The sequence below is a fragment of the Bradyrhizobium sp. BEA-2-5 genome, assembly GCF_032918025.1.
GTDB classification, from domain to species: domain Bacteria; phylum Pseudomonadota; class Alphaproteobacteria; order Rhizobiales; family Xanthobacteraceae; genus Bradyrhizobium; species Bradyrhizobium pachyrhizi.
The window spans coordinates 289,150-313,915 of record NZ_CP136629.1; the positions used below are offsets into that span (position 1 = coordinate 289,150).

The 24,766-nt window shown below is 64.4% G+C and carries 18 protein-coding genes, 1 tRNA gene and 2 pseudogenes; 12 read left to right on the forward strand and 9 right to left on the reverse strand.

Going from position 1 to position 24,766, the window contains the following annotated elements:
- Window positions 1-62: 62 nt before the first annotated feature.
- Both RX327_RS01360 and RX327_RS01365 read right to left on the reverse strand, forming a co-directional pair.
- Window positions 63-1,755: pseudogene (locus RX327_RS01360) on the reverse strand (heparinase II/III family protein).
- Window positions 1,756-1,980: 225 nt separating this feature from the next.
- Window positions 1,981-3,327 carry an RsmB/NOP family class I SAM-dependent RNA methyltransferase gene (locus RX327_RS01365; protein ID WP_317249236.1) on the reverse strand — a complete coding sequence of 449 codons (1,347 nt, stop codon included), beginning with the start codon at window positions 3,325-3,327 and terminating at the stop codon, window positions 1,981-1,983.
- 175 nt (window positions 3,328-3,502) lie between these two features.
- On the opposite strand from RX327_RS01365, the gene RX327_RS01370 reads away from it, so the two are divergent.
- The 3 genes from RX327_RS01370 (at window position 3,503) to RX327_RS01380 (ending at window position 6,003) form a co-directional block, all read left to right on the forward strand.
- Window positions 3,503-3,730 carry a DUF1674 domain-containing protein gene (locus RX327_RS01370; protein ID WP_050383549.1) on the forward strand — a complete coding sequence of 76 codons (228 nt, stop codon included), beginning with the start codon at window positions 3,503-3,505 and terminating at the stop codon, window positions 3,728-3,730.
- A gap of 694 nt (window positions 3,731-4,424) precedes the next feature.
- The gene (locus RX327_RS01375; RefSeq protein ID WP_317249237.1) at window positions 4,425-5,375 is read left to right on the forward strand and encodes a hypothetical protein; all 951 of its coding nucleotides are present in this window, start codon (window positions 4,425-4,427) and stop codon (window positions 5,373-5,375) included.
- A 130-nt stretch (window positions 5,376-5,505) separates the two neighbouring features.
- Window positions 5,506-6,003, forward strand: coding sequence for a thermonuclease family protein (locus RX327_RS01380; RefSeq protein ID WP_050383550.1), 498 nt, complete (start codon window positions 5,506-5,508; stop codon window positions 6,001-6,003).
- A gap of 321 nt (window positions 6,004-6,324) precedes the next feature.
- Here the strand turns inward: RX327_RS01380 and RX327_RS01385 are convergent, their stop codons facing one another.
- Both RX327_RS01385 and acs read right to left on the reverse strand, forming a co-directional pair.
- Window positions 6,325-6,852 (reverse strand): L,D-transpeptidase, encoded by a 528-nt coding sequence (locus RX327_RS01385; protein WP_317249238.1) that lies wholly within the window; start codon window positions 6,850-6,852, stop codon window positions 6,325-6,327.
- A 338-nt stretch (window positions 6,853-7,190) separates the two neighbouring features.
- Window positions 7,191-9,143: an acetate--CoA ligase gene (gene acs / locus RX327_RS01390; RefSeq protein ID WP_317249239.1), complete on the reverse strand. Its 1,953-nt coding sequence runs from the start codon at window positions 9,141-9,143 to the stop codon at window positions 7,191-7,193.
- Window positions 9,144-9,915: 772 nt separating this feature from the next.
- On the opposite strand from acs, the gene RX327_RS01395 reads away from it, so the two are divergent.
- Complete coding sequence (locus RX327_RS01395) at window positions 9,916-11,094, forward strand: DNA topoisomerase IB (RefSeq protein WP_317249240.1); 1,179 nt, start codon at window positions 9,916-9,918, stop codon at window positions 11,092-11,094.
- A gap of 159 nt (window positions 11,095-11,253) precedes the next feature.
- Here RX327_RS01395 and RX327_RS01400 read toward each other — a convergent pair whose 3' ends face one another.
- The 4 genes from RX327_RS01400 to tsaD all read right to left on the reverse strand — a co-directional run bounded on the left by RX327_RS01400 (window position 11,254) and on the right by tsaD (window position 15,286).
- Window positions 11,254-11,667 carry an EVE domain-containing protein gene (locus RX327_RS01400; protein WP_317249241.1) on the reverse strand — a complete coding sequence of 138 codons (414 nt, stop codon included), beginning with the start codon at window positions 11,665-11,667 and terminating at the stop codon, window positions 11,254-11,256.
- Between the two features lie 149 nt (window positions 11,668-11,816).
- On the reverse strand, window positions 11,817-12,929 hold the full coding sequence (locus RX327_RS01405) for an alpha/beta hydrolase (protein ID WP_050383553.1): 1,113 nt from the start codon (window positions 12,927-12,929) through the stop codon (window positions 11,817-11,819).
- Between the two features lie 117 nt (window positions 12,930-13,046).
- On the reverse strand, window positions 13,047-14,024 hold the full coding sequence (locus RX327_RS01410) for an NAD(P)H-dependent glycerol-3-phosphate dehydrogenase (RefSeq protein ID WP_317251430.1): 978 nt from the start codon (window positions 14,022-14,024) through the stop codon (window positions 13,047-13,049).
- Between the two features lie 188 nt (window positions 14,025-14,212).
- Window positions 14,213-15,286 carry a tRNA (adenosine(37)-N6)-threonylcarbamoyltransferase complex transferase subunit TsaD gene (gene tsaD, locus RX327_RS01415; RefSeq protein WP_317249242.1) on the reverse strand — a complete coding sequence of 358 codons (1,074 nt, stop codon included), beginning with the start codon at window positions 15,284-15,286 and terminating at the stop codon, window positions 14,213-14,215.
- 174 nt (window positions 15,287-15,460) lie between these two features.
- Between tsaD and RX327_RS01420 the strand changes: the two genes are divergently transcribed.
- The 5 genes and pseudogenes from RX327_RS01420 (at window position 15,461) to RX327_RS01440 (ending at window position 20,066) form a co-directional block, all read left to right on the forward strand.
- Window positions 15,461-16,201, forward strand: coding sequence for a uroporphyrinogen-III synthase (locus RX327_RS01420; RefSeq protein ID WP_050383555.1), 741 nt, complete (start codon window positions 15,461-15,463; stop codon window positions 16,199-16,201).
- A gap of 111 nt (window positions 16,202-16,312) precedes the next feature.
- Window positions 16,313-17,572 carry a COG4223 family protein gene (locus RX327_RS01425; RefSeq protein ID WP_283089024.1) on the forward strand — a complete coding sequence of 420 codons (1,260 nt, stop codon included), beginning with the start codon at window positions 16,313-16,315 and terminating at the stop codon, window positions 17,570-17,572.
- A gap of 20 nt (window positions 17,573-17,592) precedes the next feature.
- Window positions 17,593-19,363, forward strand: a pseudogene (locus RX327_RS01430) (heme biosynthesis protein HemY).
- 108 nt (window positions 19,364-19,471) lie between these two features.
- Window positions 19,472-19,547, forward strand: a tRNA-Thr gene (locus RX327_RS01435).
- Between the two features lie 132 nt (window positions 19,548-19,679).
- The gene (locus RX327_RS01440; protein ID WP_050383558.1) at window positions 19,680-20,066 is read left to right on the forward strand and encodes a hypothetical protein; all 387 of its coding nucleotides are present in this window, start codon (window positions 19,680-19,682) and stop codon (window positions 20,064-20,066) included.
- A gap of 51 nt (window positions 20,067-20,117) precedes the next feature.
- Here RX327_RS01440 and RX327_RS01445 read toward each other — a convergent pair whose 3' ends face one another.
- Window positions 20,118-21,185, reverse strand: coding sequence for a hypothetical protein (locus tag RX327_RS01445; RefSeq protein WP_152977452.1), 1,068 nt, complete (start codon window positions 21,183-21,185; stop codon window positions 20,118-20,120).
- Window positions 21,186-21,491: 306 nt separating this feature from the next.
- On the opposite strand from RX327_RS01445, the gene RX327_RS01450 reads away from it, so the two are divergent.
- The 3 genes from RX327_RS01450 (at window position 21,492) to RX327_RS01460 (ending at window position 24,738) form a co-directional block, all read left to right on the forward strand.
- Window positions 21,492-22,511, forward strand: coding sequence for a helix-turn-helix transcriptional regulator (locus RX327_RS01450; protein ID WP_050383560.1), 1,020 nt, complete (start codon window positions 21,492-21,494; stop codon window positions 22,509-22,511).
- 594 nt (window positions 22,512-23,105) lie between these two features.
- Window positions 23,106-24,023: an NADP-dependent oxidoreductase gene (locus RX327_RS01455; RefSeq protein WP_317251431.1), complete on the forward strand. Its 918-nt coding sequence runs from the start codon at window positions 23,106-23,108 to the stop codon at window positions 24,021-24,023.
- A gap of 97 nt (window positions 24,024-24,120) precedes the next feature.
- On the forward strand, window positions 24,121-24,738 hold the full coding sequence (locus tag RX327_RS01460; RefSeq protein ID WP_317249243.1) for a nitroreductase family protein: 618 nt from the start codon (window positions 24,121-24,123) through the stop codon (window positions 24,736-24,738).
- Window positions 24,739-24,766: the final 28 nt, after the last annotated feature.

Here is a 24,766-nt window from a genome sequence, read left to right on the forward strand (position 1 = left end):
GGCAGCCGGGTAGCATGGTTTGGCAGGGTTCGGAACCGTGAAGGGCCGGTTTGGCCACAAATTTACAGCGGAAGTTCCGGCTCGCGGCGAGCGTTGCGGCGGGCATTGGTGACGGCCGGCGATGCGGTGGAGCGGACAAAGCTCCAGCGGATCGAGGACGCCTGCCGCGCGTCCTGACGGATCACGATCTGGGCGGTGCGGCGCGGGCCGTCATTGCCGGCCAGGAACACGCTGTCCTCGAGGTCGACCTTGTCGTCGAGCGCCTCGAAGGTCCAGACGTCGCGGTTCGGCAGCACCAGCATCACGCCGCGGGCATCCGAGAGCCGGCTCGCCTTCACCGCCGGATGCAGATGGAAGCGCAGCGCGAAATCGGCATCGCTGCCCTTGATGCGGCCGCCCGGCGCCGGCGACAACGAATCTTCGCCCTCGAGCCGCGTGCCGTCCTGCGAGACCATCAGCACGCGGCGGTGGATCACGCCGAAGCGCGAGAGATAGCCGTCATGCGAGGCGGTCAGCACGTCGCCGTCGGGAACGGCTTCGCGGTAGCTCTCGACATTGCTCGGGACCGCTGGTGATGGGCGCGCCGTGCAGGAGCCGCTTCATCGCCGACATCTCGACGAACTGGCATGACGAGGTCTCGTGATAGGTCAGCGTCGAATGCGCCGCCGTGCTGCGTGCGAACGGCCGCCAATTGTCGCGGCCCGTGGTCGGCATGCCGCAATTGGTGACGATGCGGCTGATGCCGGACGACAGTTCGAACGACAGGCAGCCGGCGTGAGCGTCGTGGCTGACGCCGGCCGGCGGCGGCGGGCCGGTGTCGATGATCAGCGTGGTCTGGCCGGCATCGAGGCGCTGGAAGCCGGTATGCGGCATGTTCGCCATCGGCACGCCGTGGGTGTCGTCATAGGCGAGCAGCGTGGCGAGCAGGTCCGAAGAGGTCGCGCTCATGCCGTTGAACAGCGCGAAATTGCCGTCGCCGTGCCGGAAGAAGCGCAGCATCGGCATCATGCGATCGATCGCGTTGAGCAGCGCCGGCGGCGGCGCGATGTTGCGCGCCGCAAAGGTCTGCCGCAGTGGCAGTAGGTCGATCAGGAGTTCGATCAGCGCGCCCGGGTTGCGGGAGATGTGTCCACCGTCGGGCAGGATCTGCCGCTGCAATTCGTCCGAGAGCCTGCGCGTCGCCGATTTGATGTTGCCCGCCTGGTTGGCGAGACAGAGCGAGGCGTAGCACAGCGCGATCAAGACCTGCAGGCGCGGAACGCCGTCATTGTCGAGCGTCGCGTGGCGCAGATAGCGGATCTCGCGCGCCAGCCCGCGCAGATATTTGCGGTAGAATTTTCCGTCGGTGTCGCCGAGCACCAGGGGTGCCTGCGACAGCAGCGAGATCACCCGCCGCGCGCGCACATCGGCGCGGCGCTCCAGCGGCCGCTTGCGGGCCTGGTTGGAGATCCAGTCGTCGACCAGCGAGCGGGCGTTGGCTCGCGTCAGCGCAGTGTCGGCTGCGCGCAAATGGCGCAACCAGCCGAAGCCGAGCAGCGCAACTTCCCAATCCTCCGACGGCGGCTCGAGATCGAAGATCGAGCGGCCGTGGCAATTGACGATCTTGCCGGCGAAGACGAACCGGCCGGCATAGATTTCGGCGGCGCGGGTCGCGTCCGCGGTGCGCAGGTCGTGCGGTGCGATGATCAGCCGGTCGGTGCGGCCGGGCCAGACCCGCGACAGCGCAACCGTGCTCCCGCTGGCGCGTGCGAGCATGCTGCGGGCAAAGCGGCCAGCAATCAGCGTCGAGATGCGTCTGCTTTGAGCGACCGACACGCCTAACCTTGCGGGGAGGGAATTTTCAACGAATCCTTATTTAATCCGGAAACGCGGCCAAGACACCTGCCAAGACACCTGCCAAGAAACTTGCCAAGAAACCTGCCCAGACACCCTCTTGATACCGCACGAATCACTTCGAGCTTAGAGGACTGAAGTTTAAAATCAGGATTTAACCAGCCGGGCCGCGTAAAATCCATCCAGCCCGCCGAGCCGCGGGTCGGCATTGGGCAAATGGCTCGGCAAAGTGCGCAGATCGCCGTCGGCGGTGATGATGTCGTCGAGGCCGGTGACCTCGCTCTTCTCGACCGGCGCACGGCGCAGGTCTGATTCGCTCGCCAGCAGCGCGGCGATCGCGTGCTCGCCTTCCTCCGGTTCCAGCGAACAGGTGCAATAGACCAGCGTGCCGCCGGGCTTGAGCAGCGACACCGATTTTCGCAGCAGCCGCTGCTGCAGCGTCACCAGGGCGGCGATGTCGGACTCCTGCCGCAGCCATGCCACGTCGGGATGGCGGCGGATCGTGCCGGTCGAGGTACAGGGCGCGTCGATCAGAATACCGTCGAAGGTTGCGGCCTCGGCGGGCCATTCGGCGGCGTCGGCAACGACGGTCTCGGCCTGCAAGGCCAGACGCGTGAGATTGTCGCGCAGCCGCGCCACGCGCGCCGGCGAGCGATCGACCGCGGTGACGTGCGCGCCGGCATGCGCCAGCTGCGCGGTCTTGCCACCGGGGGCGGCGCAGAGATCGGCAATGGACTTGCCCTTGACGTCGCCGAACAGCCGGGCGGGCAAGGCGGCAGCGGCGTCCTGCACCCACCATTGTCCTTCGGCGAAGCCGGGCAGCATGGTCACCGAACCGTGCAGCAGCATCCGCACCGTTCCCGTCGGCAGTGTCTCGCCATGCAGGCGGCTCGCCCATTGCGCGGGATCGGACTTCACCGTCAGATCGAGCGACGGCTCGTGGCCGAGCGCAAGCGCCATGTCGCGCGCGGTGGCTTCGCCGTAATGCGCGTTCCAGCGCGCCAGCATCCATGGCGGCAGGTCCAGCGTCTGCATGCTGATCTCGTCGATCAGGCCCTGGCCCTCGCGCGCGCAGCGGCGCAGAACGGCGTTGACGAGGCCGGCATAGCGCGCGGCGCGGCGGTCGGATTGCACGAGGCGAACGGAGAGGTCGACCGCGGCGTGATCCGGCACGTCCATCCAGAGGATCTGCGCCGCGCCGATCAGGAGCGCGCTCTGCGCGCGGGGCGCATCGGAGGGAATTCCCTTGTCGAGCAGGCGGGACAGCACATGGCCGAGCGTGCCGAGCCGGCGCAAGATGGTCGACACCAGCCGGCGCATCAGCGCGCGGTCGCGGTCGGCCAGCGTCTTCAGTCCGGGGTGGGCGCCGCTGCCGTCGAGCTGGTCGTCGAGCGTGCGGTGCTTGTGCAGCACGCCGTCGACGATGTCGGCGGCAATCCGCCGTGCCGCAAGACCGGGCACTTCGGCAGGTACTGCAAATCTTGAAGGAGGCATGAAGCGGAGATATCTCGAAGGTGCTGAGTTACATTCGGCTCATGCCCATCAACTCCATACCACCTCTGGCATGCGAATATGCCAAATGTAAGAATCGCCTTGCGGGATTTCGTGATCGTGATGTCGTCACTGAGCCAGCACAGAGATACGGAATCCGCAGGCAGAAAGTTTTGTCATGTCTGATAAATCGCCATTGTCATCGCCGCCGGAGGCGGCGCCGCGCAAGCCGCTGACGCCGGCCGCGCAACGCGCGCTCGCCGAGGCCGCGGCGCGGCGCAAGGCTGCCGAGGAGGCGGCCGCGCAGAACGTGGCGGCGCGGCCGAAGGAGTTCCAGGGTCCGAAGGGGCCGGAACCGACGCGTTACGGCGATTGGGAGACCAAGGGCATCGCCTCGGACTTCTGAGAGTCTCTTGGAGCGCCTTGCTTGACGGCCCGACTAGGCCGATCTGGGAATATGTCCCTACTTATAGAGATGACGCACCAAAACCAGCACATTAATTCCTATTCTGGTGTTACCTTGATGGTCATTGCGAGATTCGTTGCGATGGTCGTGGTGGGAAATTCCAAATTATTTGGATCAAGTCCCTTGCGGCGCAGTTGCGCAAGATGCAACAAATTCCGATGCGAATAGGATTTGTCCTATTCAAAGACAAACGGCCCGCAGGGTTTCCCCAACGAGCCGTTTGCTGGTCCCGGGCAGTTCGAAAAGAACTGCCGAGATCGCCAGCTAGGTAAGGCGGGGTTGGTTTACTTGTTCAGGGCGAACCAACCCGCGCCGCTAGCATTTCCGGTATGCTTGTGTTTGGCGCTGTTTCGCAACAGGTAACCCATTCTACCCCACATAAAAAACAGGTTGCGAGAATTCCGAAACGGAGTCCTTCCGGTGAGTCGGCCTTGATTCGCCTGCCCGCGATTATGTCTTGAAGCGCATGCACAAGCCCAAAGCCAAGAAGATCGCCAAGACCGAGCGCAAAACCAGCACCAAAGACTAGTTGTACGCTGGCTGCTTTGATGATCAAAGATTGAGCCGGGGCTGGCAAATGTCAAAAGTAGCATTTCAATTGCGGTACGACGGACCTGCGCTCTCAGAGCATGGGATGGATGTCGCTGATCTTGCGCCGGCGCTTTTGGCTCTCGGTGATCTGATCAAGCGCGCAAACTTCGCCGTCAATGGCGATGCTTCAAAAGTAAACCTGATTGTCCAATCTGATTTTGAGCACAAGTGTTTCCAGGTAAATTTGGAATTGGTTCAGTCGATTCTGAAGACGATTAGTTCATTTTTGACAGATGAGCACGCGCTAAAGAATGCCCAGACAATTGCCGGGTGGCTCGGTCTTATCGGTGTGCCAACAACCGTTGTAGGTCTCTTTGCGTACCTTGCCAAACGCAAGGGAAAGGAGATTGAGAGTGTCACGCCGGTCAATGCTGTTTTGTCTGATCAGACGACAATTTCGACTTCCGATTCTCAAGGGACGGTCGCCGTTAAGTTCAAGGGTGACGGCGACGGGCATACGATAATCGTGAATCAGAATGTCTACATGCTCGGAGAAGACCCGGTTATTCGAGACTATGCTGCGAAAGTTGTCTCGCCGCTAAAACGAGAGGGTATTGATACGCTGCAATTCAATCCAGAGACACCCGCAAAAGGTGCCTTAATTACGAAGGCAGATGCTGAGTCCATCATTTCCGGTCGCTCTGAGTTGAAAGAGGCCGAAGAGGAAACATTTGAGCCGCAGCCAATCGTCGCGCACTTACAAATTAGTCGACCTGACTTTGAGCCAAAGGCTCATGTTTGGCGTTTTCGTTATGGGGACAAAACGATATCGGTTGATATCGGTGATACCGACATTGCCCAACAGGTCAGGGCGCGCGGCGTGCTAGGCCTTGCGGACACTTGGCGAGTTAGAATGTTGGTGACGGAGAAGCGAACATCCGCCGGAAACTACAAGAATGAATACAAGATTGCCGAAGTCTTAGATTTCATCCCAGCACCTCGGCAGGCAAACTTCCCTTTCATTTCTGACGACGACGCCAACGAAGAAATTTGAGCGCCATCTGCTTAAGTATATAATTGGGAATATGTCCCCTCACGAGAGAATAAATCCTTATCGTGGGACGGGGCGTCCGCCCTTCCGCCGGACCCCTTGGGGCCGGCGCGTCTCGGCGGCGCTGCCATGGGTGTTCGTTCTCGGCATCGCCGTGGGCAGCACATTGCCGATCCGCCAATGGGTGCATTTGCCGCCGACCTGGTCGCTCGGCAGGTCTCGCGACACCGATATCATCTGGCAGCGGACCGGCGCGCCCGACATCAGGCACAACGTTGATGTGATCAGGACGATCGACGGCGACACGTTCGAGGCGCGGGTGCATTTCCCGCCGGGCCCGGATCTGTACACGCGTGTCCGGCTGCGCGGCATCGATGCGCCGGAACTGAAGGCGTCTTGTGCGCGCGAACTGCAAATGGCGCAAGCAGCGACGGTGGCGCTGCGCGACCTGCTGGGCCAGGGCGATGTCGCGATCTACAATGTCGGTCCCGACAAATACCAGGGACGTGTCGTCGCCGACGTCGCGACCAGGAAGACCGACAATGTTTCGGCCGCTCTGCTCGCCGCCGGCCATGCCCGCGCCTACAATGGCGGACACCGGTTCGGTTGGTGCGGATATTTTGCGCGCTAGAGCCTGATGAGGTTAGGTTGAGCTGGAACGGCATCGAAAGATCACCTCTCCCATCGGGAGAGGTCGATTTGCGCCAGCAAATCGGGTGAGGGGTCACGGTCTATCGAGAGAGCAAGAGCCCTCACCCGGATTGCGCTGGACGATGCTGCGCATCGCCAGGCGCAATCCGACCTCTCCCCGTCGGGGAGAGGTGAACCGAGACCGCGCCAAGCCGATTCCACCAAAACTCATCGCGCGCTAGGCGACAGCGTCAAACCGGGTCGGGCAAACAAAAAGCCGCGCATCCGCGCGGCTTCTCCTTGGACGAGACGCTGTGCCTGATCAGCGGGTGACGACAACGGTCGTGCCGACCTCGACGCGCGAGTAGAGATCCGTGATGTCGTCGTTGAGCATGCGGATGCAGCCATAGGAGACGAAGCCGCCGATCGAGCCCGGCACGTTGGTGCCGTGGATGGCGTATTCGCCGCCGGTCAGCGTCATCGCCGCGACGCCCATCGGGTTGCGCGGCGAGCCGCCGGGAATGACGTCGGGGATATCAGGCTTGTCGCGCTTCACCTCGGCGGGCGGCGCCCAGGCCGGGTTGAGATACTTGCCCTCGATCTTCGTCGTGCCGGACCATTGCTTGCCGGCCTTGCCGACGCCGACCGGATAGCGCACGGCGTGGCCGTTATCGAGGATGAGATAGAGCCGCCGTTCGTTGGTCTTCACTACGATGGTGCCCGGCGAATAAGTGTCCCCGTGCATTCCCACCATTTCCGGCCGGGCTTCGGCCGCCTGCGACGTCAAAACAACCGCGCCAAGGGTAACAGCAGCCGTGGCAGCCAGCGCCACCGCAAACTTCATCGACATCAACCTCTCCACTTCCCAACAGCTCCCGCGAGGAAGCCAAAAACGAAGATGCAGAGCCCTTGAAAAACCGGGCCTGCCGGTCTCACGCACGCAACATTAACCGCGTGTGTTAACCGGGTGGTTTCACACCGGCCGCGAGACACGTCCTGATGGCGGGAGAGAATGAAAAGTTCGGATTAAAGTAAATGACCTGGAAACAACACTTGGCCACAAACGCGCCTCAATCGCGCCTTGCCTCTGACAATCCCGTGAAGCGCCCGTTGCAGGAAACGGGAAGGGCCGCGGCGGTGATCGCGCGCGGCCCTTCTTTGGTCTTCTGATCCTTGCTGCTGCTGGCCTTACGCCGGCGCGCCCTTCTGGTTCTGCCGGTTCTTGACGAGGTCGTCGACGACAGCGGGATCTGCCAGGGTCGAGGTGTCGCCGAGGCTGCCGGGCTCGTCCTCGGCGATCTTGCGCAGGATGCGGCGCATGATCTTGCCGGAGCGGGTCTTGGGCAGGCCCGGTGCGAACTGGATCTGGTCGGGCGAAGCGATCGGGCCGATCTCCTTGCGCACCCAGGTGACGAGCTCCTTGCGCAGATCCTCGGTCGGCTGGACGCCCGCCATCAGGGTGACATAGGCGTAGATGCCCTGGCCCTTGATGTCGTGCGGGAAGCCGACCACCGCCGCCTCCGAAACCTTCTCGTGCGCGACCAGTGCGCTCTCGACTTCCGCGGTGCCCATGCGATGGCCGGAGACGTTGATGACGTCGTCGACGCGGCCGGTGATCCAGTAATAGCCGTCGGCGTCACGCCGGCAGCCGTCGCCGGTGAAGTACTTGCCCTTGTAGGTCGAGAAATAGGTCTGCTCGAAGCGGGCGTGATCGCCGTAGACCGTGCGCATCTGGCCGGGCCAGGACCGCGTCAGGCAGAGATTGCCGGTGGTCTCGCCTTCCAGCACCTTGCCATCGGCGTCGACGATCTCAGGCACCACGCCGAAGAACGGCTGCGTCGCCGAGCCCGGCTTGAGCTTGGTTGCGCCCGGCAGCGGCGTGATCAGGATGCCGCCGGTCTCGGTCTGCCACCAGGTGTCGACGATCGGGCAGCGGTCGTCGCCGACGACGCGGTGATACCACTCCCAGGCTTCGGGATTGATGGGCTCGCCGACCGAGCCGAGCAGGCGCAAGCTCGCGCGCGAGGTCTTCTTCACGGGCTCGTCGCCCGATTGCATCAGCGCGCGGATCGCAGTCGGCGCGGTGTAGAAGATGTTGACCTTGTGCTTGTCGATGACGTTCCAGAAGCGGGAATTGTCAGGGTAATTCGGCACGCCTTCGAACATCAGCGTGGTCGCCCCGTTCGCCAGCGGCCCGTAGAGGATGTAGCTGTGGCCGGTGACCCAGCCGACGTCGGCGGTGCACCAGTAGATGTCGCCGTCGTGATAGTCGAAGACGTATTGATGCGTCATCGAGGCGAACACGAGATAGCCGCCCGTGGTGTGCAGCACGCCCTTGGGCTGGCCGGTCGAGCCTGAGGTGTAGAGGATGAACAGCGGGTCCTCAGCATGCATGTGCTCGACCGGGCATTCCGTCGTCACCATTGCCGCCGCCTCGTGGTACCAGAGGTCGCGCGTCGGGTTCATGTCGACCTTGCCGCCGGTGCGCTTGACCACCACGACCCAGTCGACGCCGTCGGCCTTGGCGAGCGCCGCGTCGACATTGGCCTTCAGCGGCACCTTCTTGCCGCCGCGCAGGCCTTCGTCCGCGGTGATGATGACCTTGGATTGGCAGTCGTTGATGCGCTGGGCGAGGCTGTCCGGCGAGAAGCCCGCGAACACGACCGAGTGGATCGCGCCGATGCGTGCGCAGGCCAGCATCGCATAGGCGGCTTCGGGAATCATCGGCAGGTAGATGGTGACGCGGTCGCCCTTCTTGACGTTGCGGGTGCGCAGGATGTTGGCCATCCGGCAGACCTCGTCGTGCAGCTCCTGATAGGTGATGTGCTTTGACTGCGAGGGATCGTCGCCTTCCCAGATGATCGCGGTCTGGCTGGCGCGCGTGTGAAGATGCCGGTCGATGCAATTGTGGGCGACGTTGAGGACGCCGTCCTCGAACCATTTGATCGAGATGTTGCCGGGCGCGAACGAGACGTTCTCGATTTTCGTCGGCGCCTTCATCCAGTCGATGCGCTTGGCCTGCTCTGCCCAGAAGCCGTTCGGGTCCTTGACCGAGTGCGCGTACATCTCGCGATATTTGGCGTCATCGATATAGGCGCGCTTGGCCCAGTCGGCCGACACGTCATAGATCTTCTCGGACATCATTTTCCTCCACTCATTGCCGATCGCGAACGACGCGACGGCAAGCCGTCTTGATCATTGCCGCGATTATGCGTTGCCGCATTCCGGCCCGGCAAGGAAAAAGGACTGTCACTTTCGTCGCGTTGAAGCCGCCGGATAGTCCGCCGGCTTCCGCTTGTGATAGGACGGCTTACCGCAACGCATCGACGAGAGAAACCTATGCGCCATCGCCTGCTCGGGGTCACTGGTCTCTTGGTCGTAGTGGTGTCGTTCTCTGCGACGTTCGCCGCCACCGCAGCAGTGCCGCGTGCGATGACGATGTGCTGACGCTGAATTTGATGGACGGCTTCAGGATAATTGAACGGATTGTCGGACGCCGCCGCGATGAGCTGTGTCAACACGTTCGTGACCGCATAATCCTTGATTGCGGCTAGCGGTTGGACCGGCCCGTGGCTGCCGAACTCGAGCCGCGCCCCGGCGAGAGCGGCGTGCGAAAGGGCAAGGTCGCTGACCTGATCTGGGGATCGCGGTGGTCCGACAGCGGCGTTCAAACGCCGGTTTCCGGTACCGCGCTCGCGTCATTTTGTCCGATCCCGGGCAGCCCAAAATCAACGTTAGCGGGCGAATGGCACCCATGAAAGGTAATTCGACACCTTCAATAACTGATTCGCGACTCGCAATGTCGGCCCCGACGCCCTAAATCGCCAAACCGAGGCCAGACGGCCCACCGGAACGAAGCCCGAAGCAACGGCATTACCGGGAGAACAGCGGAACAAGGCGTCTTGCGAGAATAATGATGGATCAGCAGAATATCGCGGCTGTGCGGCCCGTTTCCGCCGATCCCGCTGTCGCCTTGGCAAAGGCACTGGGCCAGTGGCCGAAGCAGACGCCACGCGCAAAGCTGCGATCGCCATCGACGCTCAAGCTCGACGCGTCCGCTGCCATCAGAACGACGGTTGAAGAACTGGCGCGCGATCTGGGCCTGCGGCTCGGCGACCAGAACGAGCTCACCATCCGGCGCATCAAGCGCGGCAAGGGCTACTCCTTCGTCCGTCCCAACGGCGCGCATATCCGCGACGCTCGCACCATCCGCCGGCTGCACGCGATGGCGGTGCCGCCGGCCTATCGCGAGGTGCGTTACTCCGCCGATCCCAACTCGCACCTCCAGGCGGTGGGCCGCGATGCCGCGGGCCGGCTGCAATATCGCTATCACGCCGATTGGGAGAAGGTCCGCGAGCACCGCAAGGCGCATCGCCTGGAGAAGCTCGTCGGCGCACTGCCAAAAATCCGGCGCAAGGTCTCGGCGTTCCTGTCGGGCGACGAGCCGACGCGCGAGTTCGCGCTCTCGGCCGTGATCGAGCTGATCGCGCGCACTGCGATCCGCCCCGGCAACGAGTCCTATGCCCGCCTCAACGGCACCCGCGGCGCCACCACGCTGCTGAAGTCCAACGTCACGCTCGAAGACGACTGCTTCGTGCTGACCTTCAAGGCAAAGGGCGGCAAGGCGGTGCGGAAGGAGTGCGACGCCGCCAAGCTGGTGCGCGCCATCGGCATCCTGCAGGGCGTCCCGGGCAAGCGCATGTTTCAGTATTACGACCGCTCCGGCGTGGTGCGGGCCGCCTCGACCACGGCGGTGAATGCGTTTTTGCGCGAGATCGCCGGAATCAAGATATCGCTGAAGGATTTTCGGACACTGATGGCGTCCGCCGTCGTCGTGGAATCGCTGTCGCGGATCACGCCGGCGACGAGCCAGCGCGGCCGCAAGAAGCAGGTGCTGGACGCAATCCGCGCCGCCGCGGACAAGCTCTCCAACACGCCGGCGATCTGCCGCAAGAGCTACGTCCACGATACCATCGTCACTGCGTTCGAGGAGGGCATCCTCGAGCGCTTCGCCGCGACCATGGGAGGCTACCGCACCCAAAGCAAGCGCGAGCAATTGCTGGCGCAGGTGGTGATGGCGGCCGGGGCGTAAGGGCCGCAAATTCTATGTCGTCCCGGCCAAGCGAAGCGCGAGCCGGGACCCAAAACCACCAAAGCACGAGATCGAGTGAGCTGGGGCCCCAGCGTGCTTCAACAATGCAAGGCTGTGGTTATGGGTCCCGGCTTTCGCCGGGACGACGATAGAGTTTGCTTACAGCCCGCCCATCTTGCAGACGAGCTTCCACTCCTCCGCCGTCACCGGCTGCACCGACAGGCGCGAATATTTCACCAGGGCCATGTCGGCGAGCTTCTTCTCGGCCTTGACCGCGGCCATCGTCACCGGCGTCTTCAGGGGCTTGTCGGCCTTGATGTCGACGCAGACGAATTTGCCGGTCTTGTCGGTCGGGTCGGGATAGGCTTCCTTGATGATCTCCGCGATCCCGACGATCTCCTTGCCCTCGTTGGAATGATAGAAGAACGCCTTGTCGCCCTTCTTCATGTTCACGAGGTTCTGGCGCGCGGTGAAATTGCGCACGCCGGTCCAGGCCTCGCCCTTGGCGCCCTTCGCGACCTGCTGGTCCCAGGACCACACCGACGGTTCGGATTTCACGAGCCAGTAGTTCATGACAACTCACCCCATTCGATTGCGCCGCAATCTACAGCGACGTGGATGCCCGCGACAAGCGCGGGCATCCGATCCAGAGCGTTTTCAAGCGAAGTGGGTGCCGGTTCGCGTGAAGAAAACGCATCAAATGGAGAAGCGCAGCGCGGCACCTACTGTTTCAAATATCGATCGAAGAACTTGGCGATATCGGTGAACGCCTCCTTCGTCTCGGGCGCGTCGACGTTGAACTGGTGTTGGGCGTGCGACTGACCCTCATAGACATTGAGATCGGCGATCACGCCGGCGCGGCGCAATTTGCGATGCGTGCGAACCGTGTTGCTGAGGAACAGATCGCGCGTGCCCGATGTCAGGATGGTCGGCGGAAAGCCCTTGAAGTCACCATAGATCGGCGAAATGTAGGGGTTCTTCAGGCTGGTGCCGTTTGCATAAAGCTTGGCCGCGCGGCCGAGCCAGCCGTCCCAGGTCACCAGCACATTGTCGACCCATTCATTGCTCGCGTAGCTGTCGCCGATCTTGTCGATATCGGACCATGGCGTGCCCGGTGCGATGGCTGCGGGCAGCGGCAGCTTCTCATCCTTCGCCCGCAACACCATCGCAAGCGTCATCGCCCCGCCGGTCGACGTGCCGAAGATCGCAAGCCGGCGGTGCTCGTGCGCTTTCAGAACTTCCTTCCAGACCGCCATCGCATCGTCCAACGCCGCGGGATAAGGGAAGTCCGGCGGCATCCGGTAGTCGATCGAGATGACCTTGAAGCCGCCGAAGCCGGCCATCATGATGGCTTCCGGCAGCGCGGCTTCGCCGGGGCCGAACACATAGCCGCCGCCGTGGACGTGGATCAGCAGGCGCCGCCTGTTCTCGAGCGCGATCTTGTTCGGGGTCACGATGTAGCAGTGCACGCCGGCGAGTTTGGTCTCCTCGACCTTGACGCCGAGCTTCGCCTTCAGCGCCGGAATGCCCGCGATCAGAAGCTTGGCGCGGCGATCGATCAACTCCTTCCATTGCGCCGGGGTTTTGGGATCGGCGTTGAAATGCGGCGGATAGGGCGCGCCGATCATTGCCTGCATCTCGGAAGACACGTCGGCTGTTGGATTGCCGATCGATTTGAGCGGCGCAACCCGCTTGCCGTTGTCGGCATTGGCGGCGGCCTCGCTCTTGGCAAGGTCGTCGTAGGTGGCGGCCGTTTGGGCGTGGGCTATGGCGGATGAGGCGGTGAGGGCGACGGCGAGGCTGATCGAAAGGATGGCGCGATGCGGTTGACGCATGGGTTTTCCCTTGGGATCCGCTTTTCGATTTGTTGGACCGGGATCCGACGGTTCGCCGCCACGCTAGTACGGCGCGCACGTATCGTGAAGCTCCGCCACGCGCGACCGTGACGTGCGTTACTCCGCCTTGAACGGCCGCGTCAGCAGGCCTTCGATTGCGGCGTCAACGGTCAGCCGGTCGCCCAGGATCGCGGCGACCGCGTTTGACACCGGCATGTCGACCTTCTGCGCAGCGGCGAGCTCGCACAGCACCGGCGCGGTGAACGCGCCTTCGGCGAGCTTCCCGACCGGTGCGGCTTCGCCGCGTCCGAGCGCGAGGCCGAGTGCGAAATTGCGCGATTGCGCGGTCGAGCAGCTGAGCAGGAGATCACCCAATCCCGACAGGCCCGAGAGGGTTTCGGTGCGGGCGCCGCAGGCGCGGCCCAATCTTGCGAGCTCGCTGAAGCCGCGCGTGGTCAGCGCGGCGAGCGCGGAGGCGCCGAGCTTGCGCCCGACCGCGATGCCGACTGCGATCGCCAGCACGTTCTTGGCCGCACCGCCGATCTCGACGCCCCGGATGTCCGTGGAGTGATAGGGCCGGAACGTCGGCGAGCCCAGCGCCTGCACGAGCGCGCGTGCGAGCGCTTCGTCCCTGGTGGCCAGCGTGACGGCGGTCGGCAGGCCGCGCGCGACGTCGTCGGCAAAGCTCGGGCCCGACAGGATCGCCGGCTGCGCGTGCGGCGCGGCCTCGGCGATCACGTCGGTCATGAACTTATGGGTGCCGTGCTCGATGCCCTTGGCGCAGGCGATGACAGGCGTGTCGGGTTTGAGATACGACGCAAGATGCCCAACCGCGGCGCGCAAATGCTGCGCCGGTGTCACGGCCAGGATGATGTCGGCGTGCGCTGCGGCGGCGATGTCCGACGTCACGGCGATACCGGGATGAAGCTGGACGCCAGCCAGCCTTGGATTGACCCGCGTCGCCTGGATCTGCGCGGCATGCTCGGCATTGCGCGCAAACAGCGTCACCTTGCGCCCGGCGCGCGCCGCGACATCGGCCAATGCCGTGCCCCAGGCGCCGGCTCCGATCACGCTGACTGACATATGCGCGGGCATCAGGCGGGCCTGTCTTCGCTCCATCTCCCCGCTCTTGCGGGGAGAGGGTTGGGGTGAGGGGCTTTATCCGCGAGCGAGCCGAGTGTTGAGACCTGTAGCCCCTCACCCGGATTGCTGCGCAATCCGACCTCTCCCCGCAAGCAGGGCGAGGTGCGACGGTGCCTGATGCGCACTCCGTCGTACATTGTTCAATATCCGGCGCGGCTGTTGCCGTAGCCTGCGGGCGCCGTCGCGTTGGCGTCGAGCAGCCACCGCGCGCGCGGCTGCGCCTCCATCGTGTCGGTCAGGCCGAGCGCGAGGCGTTCGGCGCCGGCCCAGGCGATCATCGCGCCGTTGTCGGTGCAGAGCGCGGGAGGCGGTATGATCAGCGTGGTCTGCGCCTTCGCTGCAACCTCCTGCAGCGCGCCGCGGATCGCCTGATTGGCGGCGACGCCGCCGGCCGCGACCAGGGCGCGCGGCGCGCCGAACCTTTCGCGGAAAAGCCTGAGGCCGACGCTCAGCCGGTCGGCCGTCGATTCGAGCACGGCGGCCTGAAAGCTCGCGCAGAGATCGCTGATGTCCTGCGGTGTGAGCTCAGCCAGCCGGCTCGCTTCGGTGCGCACCGCCGTCTTCAATCCCGACAGCGAGAAATTGGCATCGGGACGGCCGAGCATCGGGCGTGGAAAGTCAAACCGCGTCGGGTCGCCGCCGGCGGCCGCGCGCTCGACCTCCGGTCCGCCGGGATAGGGCAGCGACAGCATCTTCGCGACCTTGTCGAAGGCCTCGCCGATCGCATCGTCGACCGTGGTGCCGAGCCGTACATATTGGCCGACGCCGGTGACTGCGACGATCTGGGTGTGGCCGCCGGAGGCGAGGAACAGGCAATAGGGAAAATCGATTCCGTCGGTGAGGCGCGGCGTCAGCGCATGCGCTTCGAGATGGTTCACCGCGACCAGCGGCGTATCGTGCACCATCGCGATCGCCTTCGCGGTGGTAAGCCCGACGATGACGCCGCCGATCAGGCCCGGCCCCGCGGCGGCCGCGACGGCCGACAATTGTCGGTAGCCGACGCCGGCCTCCTTCATGGCGGAGGCGATGATGCCGTCGAGCAGATCGACATGCGCGCGCGCGGCGATCTCCGGCACCACGCCGCCGAAGCGGGCATGTTCCTCGATCTGCGACCGCACGATGTTGGACAGGATCCTGCCGCTGCCGTCAGGCGCGCGCTCGATCACGGCTGCGGCGGTCTCGTCGCAGGTGGTCTCTATGCCCAGCACCAGCATTGGTGGTTCGTGTCCCAATTTCGGTCCTTGTGCTACGAGCATGATCCGGACGGGCCGGAACCGGTTTCCGGCAAGATGATGCTCATCAAAACGTCCGCTCCGGGGTAGCATTGCGAGGTCTTAAAGTGCAATCGGTCGCCAACGTCCAATTTATACGGCTGGAGGCCTGAAACCCTGACAATCCTTGTCACACGACCGCATCCGGACAATGACGCGACGCTCGCGACGCTGCGCCAACGCGGCTTTGACGCCCTGTCGGCGCCGGTGCTGCGCTTCGAGCCGGTGCCGTTCCGTGGCGACGACGATGCGGATTATGATGCCGTCATCCTGACCAGCGCCAATGCGCTGCGCGCGGTCGACCTCGCGACCAGTCGCTTGTTGCGGCTGCCGTTGTTTGCGGTCGGGGCGCATACCGCCGATGCGGCGCGCGCCGCAGGCTTCGACAAGGTGATCGTGGCGAAGGGCGATGCGGTCTCGCTGCGCAATCTCGTGCTTGCACGGGTCAAGGCCGGCGAACTCGACGCATCGGCGACGCTGCTCTATCTCGCCGGCGCCGACCTGTCGCGCGATCTCGCCGGCGAGCTCGGCGAGCGCGGGCTCAGCGTCGTCACCCACACCACCTACCGGATGGCGCCGGTGGCCGCCTTCCCGAGGGAGGTCAGCGACGCCTTCATGGCGAACCGGATCACCGCGGTGCTGCACTATTCCCGCCGCAGCGCGCAGGCCTTTCTGGACACGGTACGCGCCGACGGGATCGAGATTTCGGCGCTCGCCTTGCCGCAATGCTGCATCTCGGCGGCCGTCGCCGCGGTGCTCCATGACGCCGGCGCGACCAAGGTGGTGGTGGCGGCGCGGCCGGACGAAAATGCCCTGCTGGAGGCGCTCAGCCGCACCCTGCGGCCGAGGCCGGAATAATTCTTTCGTCTGACCATGATGTTAGGCAATGCTCGGTTATTCGGATCGTGCTCTAAGAACCTGGGCCGATTCTGGTAGAGTGTGCGGCCAGTAGTTTTGAGGACCCCCGCGATGGCTGAAGAAAGGCCAGACGACCCAGGCTCTTCGCCGGATTCCCGGCCCAAGCGCGCGCCGCCGACCATCGATCTTCAGGCGACCGAAATCTCCAGCGAACCGTCGAAGGCGGAGGGGGCCGAGGAAGCCGCCAGGGAGGCTGACCAGGATGCCGGCAAGGCGTCTGCGGACGCGGCGACGCCTGAGGCCGAGCCCCAAGGCGACGCCGCACCGCAAGCGGAGCCGCAGCCCGAGACCGCCTCCGCGGCGCCGGACGCCGAACCGGCGCGGCCGGTGTCGCCCTGGGTGGTGGCGCCGATATCCGGCGCCGTCGCGGCGGCGCTGGTGATCGGGGTCGGCTGGCTGCTTGGCTGGCCCGTCGTGCAGCCGGTCCCGGCGCCGCAACCCAATGCCGCCATCGACGAACTCGGCACGCGCCTGAGTGCGCTGGAATCGAAAGCCGGCAGGCCGGTCGCGGCGGCCGCCGATCCCGCGGCGACGGCGCGGCTGGAGGCGCTCGACAAATCGATCGCCGCACTGCGCACCGAGCTCGCCGCGACGCGGGCGCAATCCGACAAGCTTGCGGCGGCTGTCAATGACGCGAAAGCCGCGCCGCGCGATGGCGCGGCTGCGGCTGATATCTCCGGCATCACGGCGCGCATCGACAAGATCGAAGGCGCGGTGAAGGCGCAGGGCGCCGCGATCGCCAGGCAGGACAGCAAGATTGCGGACACCAAGGCCGAGGCGAAGGCCGACGACGTGCCGCTGCGCCGCGTCGTTGCGGCATCGCTGCTCGACGTCGCGGTGCGTCACGGCGATCCCTATGCCTCCGCGCTCGAGGCTGCGAAAGCGCTGTCGGATGACGCCGAGGTGCTGAAGCCGCTCGAGACGTTTGCGACCTCAGGCGTGCCGAGCCCGAACGCGCTGTGCCGCGAGCTGGTGGAAATCGTGCCGCGGCTCGCGCCGCCGGCGGCGGAAGCTGCGGCGGCGAATGCCGGGCTGGTCGATCGTCTGAAGGCCGGTGCCTCCACGCTGATCCGCATCGAGCGGACCGACGGCACGGGGACCGATCGCGGCAGCATCGTCGCGCGCGTGACATCGGCCGCCCTGCATAATGACCTCGCATTGACCGAGCGTGAATTGAAATCGCTGCCGCCGGCGGATCGCACGGCGGCGCAAGCCTGGCTCGCCAAGGTGGACGCGCGCCGCGCCGCGCTCGACGCGTCGCGTAAATTTGCCGACAACGCCATGGCGGCGCTCGCCACGGTCAACCAGTAAGTCTTTGCAATAGGTTCTCGATGATCCGGATCATTCTGTTCCTGCTGCTGATCGCGCTCGCTGCAGCAGGCGCGGCCTGGGTTGCCGATCAGCCCGGCGATCTCGTGCTGAATTGGGGCGGCTTGCGGCTGACGTCCAAGCAGCCGATGTATCTGCTCGGCCTCGTCGTCGTCGTCGCGATGATCGCCGGCGTGATCCTGCGCGGGCTCTGGAAGATCCCCTCGCACATCCGTCGCGGCCGGCGCGAGCGGCGTCACGCCCGCGGCCGCCACGCCATCACGCAAGGCTTGCTTGCGATCGGGCATGGCGACTCCTCGGCGGCGCGCGCGCATGCCGAAGTGGCGCGGCGCCACGCCGAACGATCCGCTCGCTCTGCTGCTGCACGCGCAGTCGGCCCAGCTCGAAGGCAATCGCGACGAGGCGCAGCGCGTCTTCCGCGTCATGGCCGAGCGCGAGGACACGCGGCTGCTCGGCCTGCGCGGCCTGTTCATCGAGGCGCAGCGTGCCGACGATGCGGTCGGCGCGGTGATGATCGCGGAGGAGGCGATCAAGCTGTCGCCGTCCTCGACCTGGGCTTCGCATGCGGTGCTCGGCTTCCGTTGCGCCAAGGGCGATTGGGCCGGCGCGCTGTCGATCATCGACAACAACCAGAGCGCCGGATTGATCGACAAGGCGACCTATCGGCGGCAGCGCGGCGTGCTGCTGACGGCGCGGGCGCTGGAGTTCGAGACCGTCGATCGCGATCTGTCGCGCTCGAGCGCGATGGAAGCGGTCAAGCTCGCACCGACCCTGGTGCCGGCGGCGGTGCTCGCGGCGAAATTCGAGAGCGAGGCGCATCAGGTGCGCCGCGCCATGAAGCTGGTGGAGGCCGCCTGGCTCGCCAATCCGCATCCCGATCTCGCGGACGCCTATGCGCATGTGAAGCTCGGCGATACCGCGCGCCAGCGCCTGGTGCGGGTCGAGACGCTGGCGGCGAAAACGCCTGGACATATCGAGGGCGCGCTGGCGATCGCGCGCGCCGCGATCGACGCCGCCGAGTTCGCCAGGGCGCGTGCGGCGCTGGAGCCGTTTATCGCGGCGCCGACGCAGCGCGTCGCGCTGCTGATGGCCGAGCTCGAGCGCACCGAGCATGGTGACGGCGGCCGCGCCCGCGCCTGGACCTTGCGCGCGGTGCGCGCCCTGCACGATCCGGTCTGGGCCGCCGACGGCTATGTGTCGGACCGCTGGCGTCCGGTCTCCCCGGTCACCGGCCGCCTCGATGCGTTCCAGTGGCAGACACCGGTGGCGGCGCTGCCGTCCGACAAGGGCCATGCGATCGAGTCGTCGCCCTTCGAGGAGGCGATGCTGGCGCCGCGCCGGGTCGAGCCGCCAAGGGAAGTCGCCAGCGAGCCTGAAGTGGCCAAGCCGGCCGAGGTGAAGCCAGTCGAGGTCAAGCCGGTCGAGGTCAAGCCCTTGGAGCCGGCCGCGCCGACGGCGCAGGATAACGCCCCGCTCCCGGCGGCCATCGAGGCCGAGCCCGCCCCGGCCCCGCCCGAACCCGCCGCGCTGGAACCGGCTCCCCCTCCGGCCGCCGAATCGGCATCCCCGGCACCGGCCCCCCTGTTCCGGTCCCGGACCGACCTGCCCAAAGCCGCACCGGCGCCGATTCCGGCCGTGATCCCGATCATCCGGGCTCCCGACGACCCCGGGGTCGACGAGGACGGCCCGGTGGACGAATTTGCGGAACAAATCGGCCCGCCCAAGGCCCAGGTGGGCGGTTGGCGCGGATTTCTGTCACGTTTGGGAAGCTAATTCGCGGTTAGATAACCGCTGTGTGGTTCGATAACCGCGTTTTCCTTGCCAATCGGGGTCATGCCCGATATCAGGTGGCCGCGTGATCCGGCCGTTGCCGAACGGTTCGCCGCAATAGCTCAGTCGGTAGAGCACGTCATTCGTAATGACGGGGTCGGGGGTTCGAATCCCTCTTGCGGCACCATTTCTCAGCCAGAAGTGAAGCTTGCTCCCAGCGCGCATTAAGGCGCCTGGATGCGATTTGCTCAGAGCGTCGAACCCCTCGCACGCGCCGGTAGACCAAGTTCTAGAGGCGCTATTTCAAGGGGTTGGGCAGATGCTTCCGAAAATCGCCCACGTGATCATCATCGGGCTCTCTGAAGAAGAGCGCGGCAAGCTCGATGAAAGCACCCGCAAGATACTTCACTTCAGCGATCCTTCCTGGGAATACAAATCGTACGGCTGCGGCACCTTGCCGGAAGCCGCGGCGATCGCGAAAGAGATGGCGCGAGTCGATATCTTTTATGTTGCGGGGGGAGCTGAGTCCGAATCCATACCGTACGAAAAGTTCGGTCTCGAACTCGACTACGAGATACTAGGGGAGCTGATGGAAAATCATTCCAGCAAGCCGGTGGTCAGCTATGCGAGGCCTGATCGGCCGAACAAGCTCGCAACGGCAATCTTTGCGCTTTGGCGTGACCGCAGCAAGTCAACCTCAGCTTGACGACATCGATGCTTTTCTCGACCGGGCTCGCTCTTGCCGCCCGCCTGAAGCCTAGATCCGCGCTCCGCACAATCCGCTCATGATCGCAATCGCGATCAGGCCGCCGGCTGCAAGCCCGGTCGCCCAGATCCGGTTGGCAGCTGTGGTGGCCACGCCATGCGCGATCAGGATGCCGCGCAATCCCGACGCGAGATGCGCGAGCACGAAGAAGACGCCGAGCGCGTAGTGCGGCACCAGGCGAATGCTCCAGGCGTCGTGGATCAGGCCGGTCGGTGCGCCCGACGCCCAGGCCCAGTTGGTGTCGATGTGGTGGACGGCCCGCGCCGAGATCAATGCGGAGTTCAGATGGGTGAGGATGAATGCCGCGAGATAAATGCCGGAGCCGATCTGAAACACGCGGTAGGCATCCGCCGGCTGCGCGCTCCAGCGCCAGGCGAGCCGCATCCCGATGGCGACCTGGAACAGCATCAGGCCGACGAGGATGGGTTCGACGACGGACGATCGATAGACTGAGCGCCCCATCTTCATCATGGCGGCATGAACCTCAGGTCCGAGCCAACCCAGCAGATGGTTGGTGAGGTGAAACGCGACGTAGAGCAGGATGATCGCTGCGGCGACGCCGTGCGTCACGCGCCATTTGGCGATGGATGGGGTAATCGCGGCTGATTCTGCCGGGCGCACTTGCTCGCTGCCGAGCAGCACATAGAGGCACGCGGCCAACCAGCCCGCGACCCAGACAAGCTCGTCGCTGACGGGGATGTGCAGCAGGCCAAGACCGACGCCGGTCAGCACGAACAAGGGCGGCGTAGCGGTGCTGGCATAGGCGAGACGGCGGGCGCGCAGCTCGAACGACGAAGGCTCGGCCTTGGTCATCCAGTACGCGCAGGCAAGACCCAGCAAGGGCGCGGCGGTCGTGGCCAACAGGCAAAGCGCCGCCAGGACCAGTCGCCCGAACGACATCGGACCAGCAGCGGGAGAGACCGCGAGATGAAATGCATCGAGCAGGAACGGATAGGCCATCGCTCCAGCTGCCGGGATCAGCCAGCGGAGCTTTTCGGCGGCCGTATTCGCCAAGCCATTGTCGGCGGGCCGTACGCGGCCTTGTTCGAATGCACTCACTGAGTTTCTCCGGAGTTCGGGCGTCGTGAAGGAGAAGGCCAAACCGACGAGTCTATTCCCAAGGCATCATCGGAGCTGCGGAAGGCGAGCTTGTGCTAGACGCTGGCGTGCACGGGCGACGGCGTTGCGCCGAGACCATGTCTCAAGGCCATAACCTACAGCGATACGGTCCCACCGATAGGACCAAGTTCCAACAATCCGACTGGACCATGCCAAGGTTCCTTTCGGCGTGCCACAAAATCAAGTTCAAGGGTGAAGGCAGATTCGCCTAGCGGATTCACGGGTTGATCTTGTAAGCAGGTTGCTATGCAAAGCACGGCCAAATCGCGGGCCGGAAGCGGACAGGGCGAGCGGCCAGATTCGCGGATCGCCGTCTCTGCCTCGAAGCTCGCCACCGCCGATCTCAACAACCTCATGCGGGCACTTGAGATCGATGTCGTCGCGCTCACCGAAATGCTGATTCCATCAGGCCATCGCGCCGAGATGGGGACGATCGATGCGCCGGCGGTCCATTACACCATTAGTGGCAGGGGACGAATTTCGATCGGCGATGGGCCTTGGATGTCGCTCGAACCCCATCTCCTCATCATCAAGCCTCCGAGTACCCCGTTCGTAATCGAAGTCGACGGAACCAGCGGCCCGAAGAAGCTCATCTCCCGCGATTGCTGGAAGCAGCATGACAGCGTGTTGCGTATCGCAACACCGACCGAGCAGCTCGAGATCATCCAGATCTGCGGCTTCTTCAACGCATCCTTCGGACAATCCGTCGGGTTGTTTCGCGAATTGCGCGAGCCCGTGGTCGAGAAATTCGAGCCGACGGACAAGATCGACCTGAAGCTTCGCGAAGCGGTCGAGGAGCTTTGCGTGCAGGAAATCGGTATGGGCGCCATGACGGCGTCCCTGCTAAAGCAGGTCATCATCGCCCTGGTGAGGCGGTCGATGAAGTCCTCCTGCAGCTGGACTGATCGGTTTTCGATTCTCGCGGATCGGCAGATCACGCGTGCATTCGCCGATATGGTGGCGCGTCCGGGGGCCGCTCATACGATTCAGAGCCTTGCGCATAGCGCGGGTCTGAGCCGGTCGGCATTCATGGCGAAGTTCTCGGAGATCTTTGGCCGTTCGCCGATGGCCATCCTTCGGGATCTCAGGATGCGGCAGGCGGCGCTCGATCTCACGACGACGTCAGCCCCAGTCGATGTTGTGGCCTACAACGCCGGCTACGAAAGCCGGTCAAGTTTCGTGCGAGCATTCCGCAAAGCCTACAACGTTGATCCGAGCGAGTACCGGCTGCGCGTGAAGCACGGTGCGAGTGGTACGGGCGCTTGAGCCAAATACCGCCTCCGAGGCAGCTCTCCCGGCAAGCGAGCGATTTTGAATGGGCGTGCCGATAGCGACATCCGCTCATCTATTGAAACTGTTCGTCGGGCTATCGGCGTTGGCTGAGCTCGCTGCCTGATCGAAGAAAAAACTGGAAACGGCAAAGGCCGAAAGCAAGCCGCGTCGGCTCGTGCTTGCCCGACGCTGCGCCTCAACCGGGCTCTTTTCCGTTCCCTAGAGCATGATTCGGAAAAGTGTGTAGCGGGTTTCCGAAAAAATCATGCTTGAACAAAGACCTAAAGCGCGATGACGATTCATCCCAATCTCATCGCGCTTTAGCCAGATTCGCGCACACTCGGCGCACCGATCCTCGGCGTTGGCCAGCTCCGGAGTCCAGAATGCGTGTCCGCGCGTCCAGGAACGCCCGACGCGTGTTTCATCGCGCCGGGACCAGTGGCAACGTGGCTTCAGGAAATGCGCCGCGTCGATGGCATCGATTCAATATCCAAGGTCATTCGAGCCATCGAGTTTCGCCTTCCGGTTTTCGCTCGTCTGAAAAGGAGTTCGGAAGATGATGAGCTGCCGCACTCAGGCAGGTGCACGATGAAGGCAATCGTGGTAGCGGACCAGGCCGCGGGAACGGCGGGGATGAAGCTTATGGATCAGCCCGAGCCGCAGGCAGCGATAAACGACGTCGTCGTTCAGGTTCATGCGTCGGGATTTACCTGGGATGAGCTGACGTGGCCCTCGACCTGGACCGATCGCCTCGGCCGCGACCGAACACCGTCGATCCCGGGGCACGAGCTGGCCGGAGTGGTCACCGCCCTCGGCTATGGCACGAGGGGGCTGTCGGTGGGACAGCGGGTGTTCGGCCTCGCGGACTGGTATCGCGACGGCACCCTGGCGGAGTATGTGGCGGTCGAGGCACGCAACCTCGCGCCGCTGCCGGGCGATGTAGACTTCACGGTGGGCGCGGCCCTCGTGATGCCAGGCCTTACCGCGTGGCAGGGGCTGTTCGATCACGGGCGGCTTCGGGCGGGGCAGAGCATCCTTGTGCACGGTGCCGCCGGCGTCGTCGGTTCGATGGCAACCCAGCTCGCACGTGAGGCCGGTGCTTACGTCATCGGCATCGGACGGGCTGCCGGCCGTCAGACGGCGCTCGACTTCGGCGCGCAGGAGTTCGTTGCCCTCGAGAACGACGCCATAGAAGACGTCGGCCCTGTCGATCTGGTTTTCGATGTCTTCGGCGGCGACATCGCGAAGCGGTCCGCAGGCCTGATTAGAGCCGGAGGAACGCTAGTGACCATCGCCGGCCCGACTGACGCACGGCCCGCTGACGGCCGGACGGTAGACTTCGTCGTCGAACCCGATCGCGCCCAACTGAATGAGATTGTCCGGCGGGCGCGTGACGGACGTGTGCGGACAAACATCGGCAGCGTGGCTGCCCTCGACGATGCCGTTGCCGCCTTCAATCCGACCAAGCGGATCAGCGGGAAGACAATCATCCGCGTTCGTCCGTGAGCGGAGCGCGCCTATCGATGAATGCGGCCGGCCGGCTCTCAAAGAGAGCGAAAGCACTCTCGTGCCTCAACCTATCACGTCACTCATAGGACCAACCATGACCAACGCTGTTATCGAATGTATCCTGAGCCGCAGCTCTACGAAGTATTACGACCCTGCCGCCACCCTGAGCGACGACCAAATCCGAGAGCTCGTGCGAATCGGCACCGCCGCACCGACATCCTTCCACGTGCAGAACTGGCGCTTCATCGCCGTGCGCACGCCTGAAGCCAAAGCTCGGCTGAGTCCGATCGCTTGGAATCAACCCGCGATCACCGACGCAGCCGTTACCTTCATCGTCTGCGGCAAGCTGGCCGATTCCAGCGTAATACCAGAGCGGCTGGCGCCGCTGGTGGAATCGGGCGTCATGCCGGCGAAGATGGTGCCGGAATGGGAGATTCCCGCGCGCAATCTGTACATGGAGTACCCACAGCGCCGGCGCGATGAAGCGGTACGAACCGCCTCTTTCGGCGCGGCGGCGATCATCTATGCGGCCCGCTCGCTAGGCCTGGGTTCGACGCCGATGATCGGTTTCGATGCCGAACCGGTGCACCGCGAGTTCGGCTTGGCCAGGGACGAAGTGCCGGTCCTGCTGTTGGCCGTGCGGCCGGAGCGTCCGGGAAACTGGGCGCAGAAGCCGCGCCGCCCGGTGACCGATGTGCTGCACCTCGTATAACGTTAGTGAAATCAGCTATTTACGGAGA